We start from the raw sequence: 9,768 nt of genomic DNA, 5'->3' as shown, positions 1-9,768 counted from the left end.
CAGGGCATGATGCCCCACCAGCCCCTGCCATGGGCATATAGCCCATAGCCCGCTTTGCTGGAACTTCTCCCCCTTTTCAGCCCGGAGCCTTATTCCAGCCTTTGGACATCCGAGCCACATCCGAGCGACACGCTCAACACAACTATCATGGGCTTGTATTTAAGCTTATCGGCAATTCATCCCACGGTTTCACTTCAGCTCTACGGAACTGAAGTTGTGTACAGAATATCCGAAGGCTGAAAGCCTTAGAAAAACCTTCCGGAATCCCCTTATCCTTATTGTGAGCTCTTAATAAGCTAATCCTTTCCAGAGATATGAAATCTCCCGCAAAATGAGGAGATCCTGTCACAATCAACAGAAAGCCCATCAACAGACTGTCGATTTATTGCAAAATTTATATAAGGGAAACAGGTTATGTCAAGATATGTCTACATCGGTCTATATTCCTGAGAGGTTTTTGAAGAGATCAATAGGAGAGAGTTAAGTTTAGTGGATCTCATAGCTTCTATACTTGAGATAGATCCCAAAACTGTTGTTGAAGCCCGTGTTGAGCTTGCAGAAAATACCTTAAGGAGGCTGAGGAGCATATTGAAAAGGGGGGATGCCGTACAAGGATCCGAGAAGCTCTACAAGGTTGTGGAGGAGTGCATAAAGGCCTTAGCACAATACTATAATTTGGAACATCAGATCGCAGTTAAAGAGGGAAGATGGTGGATCCAGCTGCTGGGAAAGACATCGAGAAGGCTGTCAAAGATTCTGAAAGAGCCGAAGATAGAATGTGTATGGGCTGTGGCATATGATATACATGTGTGGGGATTTCATGAAGGAAAATACAGCATAGAGGACATAGAAGAGGATGTGGAACATGTAAAATGGCTGTTAAACTATATGAGGCAGGTGATAACTGCTAAACAACACTAGAGCGGTTAAAACAGAAAATGAAAGATTATTTAACTATAAACTTGATAGAAGTTAGCTGTGGAGTTGACACAGGTGAATAATGTGGCCCTACTGAGCGACCTTAAGTTTTTAAATCCTCGAGAGCTATGTTTTTGGTGACTTTCTTGAGTATTGTGAGAGCTAAAGTTGTGTTAAGAGGGCTTAGGGGATCCAAGGAGTGCACTGCTCTAGTAGATACAGGAGCTGCTATGAGCGTTGTTGATGAGGATATAGCAGAGGTTATTGGCATCATGCGCACAAACAGGAGGAAGTCTCTGGTTAGTGCCACTGGGCATAAGCTTGAGGGCGAGGTCATTATAATAAAGGAGTTGGATATAGAGGGCGAGATCTTGGATTACGAGAAGGCTCTCATGGTAAAGCTGAGCGAGGAAGTGAAAAGCACTCTGAGGAAGCTCAATGTAGATGACTCAGTCATCATAGGACTTACAACAGTTGAGCTAGCGGGCTTTCTACCGGACACAACAACAGGAAGGCTTAGGAAGGTGGAGGCATTTCTGCTTTCAGCGAGCGATAATGCCATGCACCATAATTTCCTAGCGGGCGTTTACCCTCGATTGGACCATCCCGAGAAGATCGAGGAATAAAAAATTATCGCCGTTATTGCGGATCCTTATATCTCTGGTTCACCTAGCATGAGGCATCGATTGGAAAAAGGCTGCCAGTCAACCCCTTTTCGTTCCTATAGATGATTATATCAGCGCATAAATTTTGTTAAAACCTTTGTAGGAGCTTCTCAAGTGATCCTTAATCCTCTGAGGTTCCCTCCTATTTCCTCTGCAGTTTTCTAAAGCCGCGATGCTGCCAGTTTGTAAACAGGATCAAGGAACTCATAATCCCTTATCAAGCTGAGTTTTTCGAGCTTCTTTATAGTCCTTGTGAGAGTGGCCTTCGGAAAAATTACCCCTTTACGCTCAGCTATATATCTTCTAACCTTGCTCCAAGAATCAGAGCCAGCAGCTATTGCCTTAAGAATGATCTTCTCCCTTTCACTGAGCTTATTCAGCTCCTCTAAAGCCATGTCGACAGCCACATCCTTTAACTTCTCTAGGTCAGTCAATCCATCAACATAGCTCCGGCCGTAGAGGGTGAGCCAACCGACAATTCCATCAAAAAGCTCCACAGCTTTCTCCAACACCCCAATTGGCGGATGGAGTCCCTCCTCTGCAAATCCCCTAGACAAAAACTCCATTGAATCCTCTCTTGTAAACCTTTCCACAACTATTTCCTTGAAAAGTAGGGATTATGAAGAGCTATTTTCTACGCTTGCCTCGAGAAAGGAAACTTTTGAAAAACTGAATCCTAAGAAGCTCTCTTCTGAGTCATCTTTCAATGCCATATTGAGATTATTGATATTCCTGCTTATCTTGTTCTCAGCTATGCAATAGTGACAGAATTCAGCATGCATCCAAGGAATCTGCAATAATGAGACGATAAAGCTGGAGGCATTAACTTTAGAGCGTGGAGTATCTCGACGGTAACAGAATTGTTACCTAAGGAATACTATCTTTATTCCAAATACAGAGGTAGTATATAAATTGTGTAATATCTTCCTCTTTGTATTTATATTCTTCCCCAAGCGGATACCAAAGCATTCGGGAGGTGAGGGATATGGCTACGAGGGATCAGGCAAGAGATGCTTTGGATAAGGCCGTAAAGCTGATAGAGGAGACCAGAGCCATCCTGGATTACATAGCGAATAAGGAGGGAGATCCCATAAAGCTTATGCTGAAAAGCGTTATCGATGAGAAGCTGGTCTCCATCCTAAGCTATGTGATGATAGCCAAGAAGTTCATGGATGAGGGAGGAAGCGTGGACAAGCTTGTCGAGGAGGTTGTTGAGAAGAGATCAATGAAATCAAAGGAGGAAGCCAAGAGACTTTTGGGGAGGATCTCCACGCTGGGAAAGAAAGTTATAGGAACAGAAAGCTGAGATATATTTGGAGTTCTTTCGAAATTCGATAGCAGAGCCATATTGCGATTCAGCTCCACCTGATATCCCGTGTTACTCTTTTTTTCCCTTTCCACGGAAACCTCCAGCATCAGGCACTGCAAGAAGAATGTCAAACCACTAATACGTCTCATCGACTCAGCTTTAATGATGCACATGCATAAAATTTTTAAATGGCTTTTTCCATTAATCTTGATGGTTTTATCCGCTGAGGAGAAGAAGAGATTTCTGAAATCCCTTGATGAGGACAAGGAGTTTAGATACGCAGTTGCAGGCTATCTTGGCATTGGTGAGATACTGAAGAGGCTTGACTCACTGGAAGAGAGTATGGTAAAGCTTTGGGAGGAGGTAAGATCCCTGAGGGAGGATTTTAACACTTCAAAAAGCGATATGAGCACTTTAAAAAGTGATGTCAGTGTGCTGAAAAGTGATGTGGGCACTTTAAAGAGCGATGTCAGTGTATTGAAAAGTGATGTGAGTACACTGAAGGAGGATGTTAGCACGCTGAAAAGTGATGTGAGCACGTTGAAAAGTGACATTAGCACTTTAAAGAGCGATGTGAGCATGCTGAAGAGCGATGTGGACACTTTAAAGAGTGATGTGAGCATACTGAAAAGCGACATGAGCACGTTGAAGAAGGATGTGAGTACATTGAAGAAGGACGTGGGGGATATCCGCACAACCTTGGACAGGCTCACACTGACAGTTGAGGATGAGGCCAGAAGCGTGATAAAACACAGGATAAAGAGGGATCTGAACATCGATATAGAGCTTGACAGGGTTTTCATCGACGAAAGAGAGGTAAACATATACGGGGCTGTGAATGACATCTGCGTTGTTGGAGAAGCCACAGTGAGGCTGGGCACAAAGTTGATTGACGAGCTCCTCGATAAAATAGAGCTCATAAAACATGAGAGGCCGGACCTTCTGAGAAAGAAGATCATAAAGGTAATATACACTGATTACGCAGTTCCTGATGCTGTGGAATCTGCTAGAAACAGAAAAGTGTGGATATTGAGGCGAAAGAGGGATCTGACACCAATGGTGATTGAGGAAGTTAGTTGAGCAGTAAAGTTTTAGATAATTTCTCACATGAATTTATGCGATTTAAATAAATTGCCTTCCGAAGGGCTTCTGCATGCTTTAGTTTCCATAACAGCAACCAAATCGCCTCTTATAATAATTTCCCCTCAGTAATAGAGTTAAATTTGGTAGCTCCTAAAGATGCTGTAAACATCTCACTTAAGATAGCATTGTGTCCAATGTAAAGGGGATTGAAGAAATGAATTTATTTGATCATTCTTTGTTTTCTACGATTTTCAGCTCTGTTCTAACGACAGATCCCACATCGGGTGCCTTAGGGGAGTGCCTTGCTGTGACCACAGCTCCACCTATTCTGGGATCGTATACAGCATACCAGCATGGGACATTGCTAAGGACAGCGGCTGTTCTAGCTCCCAGCCATATGGGCGCCATTCCATAGAATATGACAGGCTTCTCCTGATCAACGCTGTCCCTGAGCTTGTTCCACTCCACTTCCCTCATTTTCAATGGCTCAGCAAATGATCCCTCCACCTTGACATAAGCTAGCTGAAAGTTACTGAGCTTTAAAATATCCAGATAAAGACTACCCTCTGCCCCAATTCTCTGCTCTGAGATTTTTCCATCGGTATCAAGGCTCATCCCTATTTCCTCTGAGGAAGGAGATTCCACTATAACACCCTTTCCCATTCTAGGCTCAAATGTAGCGAGAATCCTGCAGAAATGATATCTGTGGACGAGGAACTGGTAAAGCCAGTGAGGCCCTCTTCCGCTGATTATAAGGGGCTTTGATGGATCCACATCGGGGGGTTTTATGAGAGGAAGATCTTTCGGCTCAAGAACTTCCTTTCTTATTATGAACTCGAGAAGCTGAACTTTATCTCCACTTAAGCTGAACTCAACAGGCATAGAGGTTGCTGAAGTACTTATTTAAAATCATTTATGAGGGCTTAGTGGAATAGCTCTCACGTTTTCTTTCCCTTTCTTTTCTAGGAGGGTTTTATAGAAAGATAGAACGTGGGATGCAGGCCCTGCTGCTATATAAATGATCTTTTCGCCTTCAGAGCTTATGCGTTCAGCAACAATCTCGGAGAAGGCAGGATCTTCACTAGAGAGGACAAGTCTTGATAAGGGAAGTTTTTGAATCTGCCTAAGATAGAGAAGGGAGTACATTGCTGCCGGATATGTAAGAGGAGTTCCTATAAGCCACATTTTTCTGCACTTCTCAAGAATTCCTCTTTCTTTAAGGATAAGAAGAAGGAGATAAACATCACATGGACCCATTTGCTCGGAAAAATCGATAGCGAGGTCAAACTCTTCCTTTACAAATTTTTCTGCAAGTCCATCATAGCATGCAAGCCTTCCAAGAGAAATCTCATTAATATATTCTAATGATTTTTCAAGTTGAATATCTTTAATATTAGAAAATATGTTAAAGCTCAAGAGAGGTCCTTTACCACGATTCCAAATTATATCGGGAAGGACATCCTCCCCTAAGTTCCTGAGAAGCTTTTTCACACCTTTCAGTACCTCCTCATTTGGGGACTTAATTACGGACGTTGTGAGTTCTTCTCTGATCACTCTTACATCTACTCTTCCCCACTTCATAATACCAGATAGAAGAGCAGCGAGAGATCCGCAGATCTCCTGCCCCTCCTCTACAGAGAATACCTCATAAGGAGGAGGTATATCGTCATGGAGGGATAGGGCTTGAGCTATACGCCTGCTCAGAGACTGCTGAAATGCCATTATCCTATAGTAGAGTCCAACTCTATGAATACCGCTTGTGGCTGCATGAAAAGTGAGGGGGGTCACTTCCAGTATTTTTCTGCAGTTCACAGCTTTTATCTCTCCATTTTTTATCTTTGAGTGGATTCCCCAAGAAGTATATTCTCCCTCTTCCTTAGTTGTAACTAAAGCATCAACTGCCAGGTGGAAGAGAGGTACCGATTCTATTGCTTTTATCAAGCGATAATCATCCTTCTCATGAGATATAAGGAGCGTGGTTCCTCCTGTTAGAAGATCTATGGAGAGATCCATCTTTTTAGATTTTATGCCCTGACACCACATTCCATGTGTTGTAAGAAATGTCCAGATTTTCCATGGATCTGAAAGGGTACCCGCTATTCTTCCCTCACCTCTTGGCTTGAAGTCTCCCCTCATCCTGAGGCATAGACTAGCTTGGACATCAGAGCCGGACAAACACAAGATTTACATCCTCCCTTAATCCAAAATCGCATTTCTTTCCCTCAATGACCTCTTTGAGTTCCTCTCCAAATTTATTCTTAGGAACTGGCCTCCATAACAGGGAAGCAAGTTCTATGCTCCCACCTTCTTTCTCATGGATCTTATTCACGAGCTCTATCAGGACATTTTTCGGGATCTCCCCGGCTAGCAGAATAGTACCTCCCCCTGAGGCTTCCTCCACTGCCCTAGAACTCCATTCTTCAATTTTTACAGAATCCGTCTTTAACTTCCCCAAACCTTTTTTCATTAACTCACATTCTATCATTTTACAATTATCGGAGCTTCTATCTGTACAGAGAAGGACTATTTCAGTAGATTTCCCCAGATTTTTTATAGATTCCGCTACCTTATTAAGAAGGGAAGGACTTATGATGGGAATAAGGACCACGAGTTTTCCATTCTTTGCACTTTCTATCTTATCATTTTCAACAATCTTATCGATATAATTCTCAGGGGAAGGTGCAAGTCCCTTTACATATTTTATCAGGGAGATTCTATGTCTGATGAGGCCATTTAGCTCTTTAGGCCTATCAAATGGTACTATAGAATCAGAATCCCCCTTCTCAGACAGGAGTAAATTGCATATTTCTGGGGATCCATAAAGAATGAGAGCGCACAAAAAGTTGTCGATAGAGAAAAACTTATGTCTTTCTTCGAAGAATTTTGTCAGATACTCCCTCCATTTCTTTAATTTCTCCTCGAAGGGAAAATTATCACGAGAGATGATAAGAGGATTAAGAATTCCTACTCCTGATGTTACCTCAGGGCCTAGAGGTTTACTACTTATGTAAAGCACAGCCTGAGATCCCAAGCCATTTGAGAAAAACTTTAATGAATCCTTTGGAGATTCCTGTGGGTCTTTTTTCAACTCAATGCAGATGTAACCTCCATTAAGCAAAAGAAGAATGTCTATTTCAGCAATACGAGGATTTGTGTAAACTATATCGGGATAGTACACGATAAAAGAAGGCTCAAGATAGGCATTTCTCAATATATCACAGGACATACTACACAAGAGGACAATCTCCTGAAAAACCTTAATTCAACGCTTATATATTTTTAAATGATCATACCTGATTCAATTAGCCTAATTTACAGTACTTCACTAATACTTTTTGCTAAGAAGATCTTGTAATCTATTTTACCAACTCATTCAATAAGCCGTCCATTCTAATGATTATTACACTGGGATATTCTGTTTCAGTTAAAATATCTTTTCCGATGTCCTGAAAATATTTATCAAGAAGAGCAGTTAGTACAAAAATGGATGGAAAATCCCACGTGTACCTATGTATATTCCAAGCGAGTTCTTTGAGTATCATCTGTGCAGATTTTTTCGTATCTTTAGATTTTATAATGCCGACTTTAAATTCAAGTGGATCAAAGATAGACCATCCGCTGAATATGACAGCCGCTGCCTTTTCAGAATCGATAAATTTGGCGATTTCCTGTAAAGAGGAATTAGAGGGATTAAAAGCCCGCTCAAGATATCGGTCGTCCCAATTATCCTCCTCATATAGTGCTATACAGTCTGCTACTTTATCATATATTGCTAGATCATAAACCTTGTCCTTAAAATACTCGTAGATCTTATTCTGAAGCTGCTTGGAACCTAGGATCCATAGGGGCATTACTTATCACCTTTACTGCTGCAGAGCCCTTCCACACCTCTTTTTATATCAGTTCCTTTTACTCGTACTGCTATACAATTATTAAAGGGCTTACTAGATAATTCTTCATCCAACTTCTGAATAAAGTTACTAATATTATATAAACTATTAGATTGTTTTGGTATAATATATATTAAGAAACAAAATTTGAATGAAGAATTATCGAGGAAAAGACCAAGCTGCTGATGGAGAAAATTTGTACTATTAAAGAAGTCGATCAATTTATCCTTAATGTCATTTACTCTGCTTTTTATTGATTCCTCACGGCAATTATTCGGATCAAAACCCCATTTCTTGCATTCTACTCCTACGAGAATATTTACCGATTTCTCTTGATCATGCATCTGAACCTCGATTATTCTATCGAGCTTCTTATGTTCTTTTTGTTCTTTTATCTTCTCACACCCACGACACACGTAGATACCTTCCTTGTCGAAGCAAATACAGTGAATCTCTATGTTGTCTTCTGAACATACCCTATATTTTTCCTTAAGCATACTGCGAAGCTCGCTAATAAAGCAATCACATTCTCCTTTAATAATATTAATTTCTTCTATTTGATCGCAACATTCTTTGAGGAGAGCTTCATCCTCCTGATGACAGTCGAACATTTCCATTTCACCCTTCCTTTAAGAAAAACAACGTAGATTTAAGAATATTAACCTCTTCTTGCAACTGTTCTGGAGGAAGTTTTTCAGGTAGTAGGGAGGGAGTACCCCTCTCATCAAGCTCGAGTTTTATTAAATTCGGGTAATTAACATAATACAATAAAATATTAGAGAAAGCAGCCTTTTTATCTTCTAGCTTCTTATCACTAATGATATAGCTCCTTATAGCAGAGAATGGCACTAAGCTATGGGTGGACATGAGTAAATAGAGGTCAAGAGAATAAAGTTTTTGGAATAGTTTGCTAAGAGCTCTTATATTAATTCCTATTTCAGGCTCTTCCATGATTAAAATTCCTCCTTTCTTTGCTTGAATGGCCGCTAGAATCATAAGAAGACAGTTTCTCTCGCCACAACTCAAATTTCTTATGTCAAGTTCTCCTCTTTTGGTTTTTACTTTGATTGTAGGAATACCATCAGTAAGACCCGGTTCTATACATGGACTGCCATCACAAATATTTAGATCATTCAATATTTTTTCTAAATTTTCAATGTTTTCTTTTTTCCCTATTCTATAAATTATTAAATTAATGAGAGCCTGTATTAAGGAGGATCCATCAGAACTCCATTCTCTTTCCTCTAAGTAGCTCCTTAGATCTGGCGAGCTTCTTTCCTTTTCCGGTGATACTAGCTCTTTTGGTGATGGCCTGTGAAAACTTATATAACTGATGAACCTCAAGTTTAAAATTTTATTGAGATCCTCCTGCAGATCTGATGATCTCTCCAGCTCTACAAGAGAATTCATGTCTATATGCTCCTTTATATTTTCAAAATCCTTCTCAATAGGTGTTCTCCCTTTCACAGATTCTATTAAGGCACTTACTATACTGCTTAGAATTTCAATATCTACTAATTTTTTATCTTTAGTTAATGTCCTCTCGTTACCTCTGATAAATAATGATATACCCCACTTCTCCGGTGGAATGTACGTCACTTTTATCCCGTTTTCCCTAGAGGAGAGAACAGAAATCTCCATCTTATCTGTTTCTTTGTTGATAAGATCTTTTAGATGCATACCGTTTAGATTCACGAGAGAACCCTTGAATATATCATCTTCGTCTTTAACTTCTCCTGACATTACTCTTCCCCAGAGTGCCAGTGCTTCTAGAAGCGAGGATTTTCCACCACCCATGGGACCCATTAATATTGTTACTTTCCCTAACTCAATCTCTTTTCTCTCAGAATAGCATTTATATCCCTTTATGCCGATTTTCACTCCCTCTAAGCCAACCTTCATT

General features: G+C 40.6%; 11 protein-coding genes. 4 read left to right on the top strand and 7 right to left on the bottom strand.

Annotation, left to right across the window (positions count from 1 at the left end):
- The first annotated feature begins 489 nt into the window (after positions 1–489).
- Entirely contained in the window at positions 490–921 is a 432-nt protein-coding gene (locus D6D85_RS06860) for a PaREP1 family protein (protein ID WP_161969734.1), read from the top strand.
- A gap of 134 nt (positions 922–1,055) precedes the next feature.
- Positions 1,056–1,544, top strand: a complete 489-nt coding sequence (locus tag D6D85_RS06855; RefSeq protein WP_161969733.1) for a retropepsin-like aspartic protease — start codon at positions 1,056–1,058, stop codon at positions 1,542–1,544.
- 200 nt (positions 1,545–1,744) lie between these two features.
- Here D6D85_RS06855 and D6D85_RS06850 read toward each other — a convergent pair whose 3' ends face one another.
- Complete coding sequence (locus tag D6D85_RS06850) at positions 1,745–2,149, bottom strand: hypothetical protein (protein ID WP_237558780.1); 405 nt, start codon at positions 2,147–2,149, stop codon at positions 1,745–1,747.
- Between the two features lie 419 nt (positions 2,150–2,568).
- Here D6D85_RS06850 and D6D85_RS06845 point away from each other — a divergent pair, with 419 nt between their 5' ends.
- On the top strand, positions 2,569–2,889 hold the full coding sequence (locus D6D85_RS06845; protein WP_125671328.1) for a hypothetical protein: 321 nt from the start codon (positions 2,569–2,571) through the stop codon (positions 2,887–2,889).
- Positions 2,890–3,102: 213 nt separating this feature from the next.
- Positions 3,103–3,972 (top strand): hypothetical protein, encoded by an 870-nt coding sequence (locus D6D85_RS06840; protein ID WP_125671327.1) that lies wholly within the window; start codon positions 3,103–3,105, stop codon positions 3,970–3,972.
- 231 nt (positions 3,973–4,203) lie between these two features.
- Here D6D85_RS06840 and crn3 read toward each other — a convergent pair whose 3' ends face one another.
- The 6 genes from crn3 to D6D85_RS06810 form a co-directional block, all read right to left on the bottom strand.
- Entirely contained in the window at positions 4,204–4,857 is a 654-nt protein-coding gene (crn3, locus tag D6D85_RS16235; protein WP_161969732.1) for a CRISPR-associated ring nuclease Crn3/Csx3, read from the bottom strand.
- A gap of 27 nt (positions 4,858–4,884) precedes the next feature.
- Positions 4,885–6,150, bottom strand: a complete 1,266-nt coding sequence (locus tag D6D85_RS06830; protein WP_125671326.1) for a hypothetical protein — start codon at positions 6,148–6,150, stop codon at positions 4,885–4,887.
- On the bottom strand, positions 6,137–7,201 hold the full coding sequence (locus tag D6D85_RS06825) for a hypothetical protein (RefSeq protein ID WP_125671325.1): 1,065 nt from the start codon (positions 7,199–7,201) through the stop codon (positions 6,137–6,139). The genes D6D85_RS06830 and D6D85_RS06825 overlap by 14 nt, the downstream gene beginning before the upstream one ends.
- A 130-nt stretch (positions 7,202–7,331) precedes the next feature.
- Positions 7,332–7,826 carry a hypothetical protein gene (locus tag D6D85_RS06820; protein ID WP_125671324.1) on the bottom strand — a complete coding sequence of 165 codons (495 nt, stop codon included), beginning with the start codon at positions 7,824–7,826 and terminating at the stop codon, positions 7,332–7,334.
- Positions 7,826–8,482 (bottom strand): hypothetical protein, encoded by a 657-nt coding sequence (locus tag D6D85_RS06815; protein WP_125671323.1) that lies wholly within the window; start codon positions 8,480–8,482, stop codon positions 7,826–7,828. Before D6D85_RS06815 ends, D6D85_RS06820 begins: the two co-directional genes overlap by 1 nt.
- Before the next feature lies 1 nt (position 8,483).
- On the bottom strand, positions 8,484–9,767 hold the full coding sequence (locus tag D6D85_RS06810) for an AAA family ATPase (protein WP_125671322.1): 1,284 nt from the start codon (positions 9,765–9,767) through the stop codon (positions 8,484–8,486).
- Position 9,768 lies beyond the last annotated feature (1 nt).

This window comes from Candidatus Methanodesulfokora washburnensis, assembly GCF_003947435.1.
Classification (GTDB): domain Archaea; phylum Korarchaeota; class Korarchaeia; order Korarchaeales; family Korarchaeaceae; genus Methanodesulfokora; species Methanodesulfokora washburnensis.
This window is presented reverse-complemented; position numbering and strand designations above follow the sequence as displayed.

Coding starts and splice junctions, on each gene's coding strand:
- D6D85_RS06840 (WP_125671327.1), top strand. CDS start 3,103: ATGGTTTTATCCGCTGAGGAGAAGAAGAGATTTCTGAAATCCCTTGAT.
- crn3 (WP_161969732.1), bottom strand. CDS start 4,857: ATGCCTGTTGAGTTCAGCTTAAGTGGAGATAAAGTTCAGCTTCTCGAG.
- D6D85_RS06820 (WP_125671324.1), bottom strand. CDS start 7,826: ATGCCCCTATGGATCCTAGGTTCCAAGCAGCTTCAGAATAAGATCTAC.
- D6D85_RS06815 (WP_125671323.1), bottom strand. CDS start 8,482: ATGGAAATGTTCGACTGTCATCAGGAGGATGAAGCTCTCCTCAAAGAA.
- D6D85_RS06850 (WP_237558780.1), bottom strand. CDS start 2,149: ATGGAGTTTTTGTCTAGGGGATTTGCAGAGGAGGGACTCCATCCGCCA.
- D6D85_RS06845 (WP_125671328.1), top strand. CDS start 2,569: ATGGCTACGAGGGATCAGGCAAGAGATGCTTTGGATAAGGCCGTAAAG.
- D6D85_RS06825 (WP_125671325.1), bottom strand. CDS start 7,201: ATGTCCTGTGATATATTGAGAAATGCCTATCTTGAGCCTTCTTTTATC.
- D6D85_RS06810 (WP_125671322.1), bottom strand. CDS start 9,767: ATGAAGGTTGGCTTAGAGGGAGTGAAAATCGGCATAAAGGGATATAAA.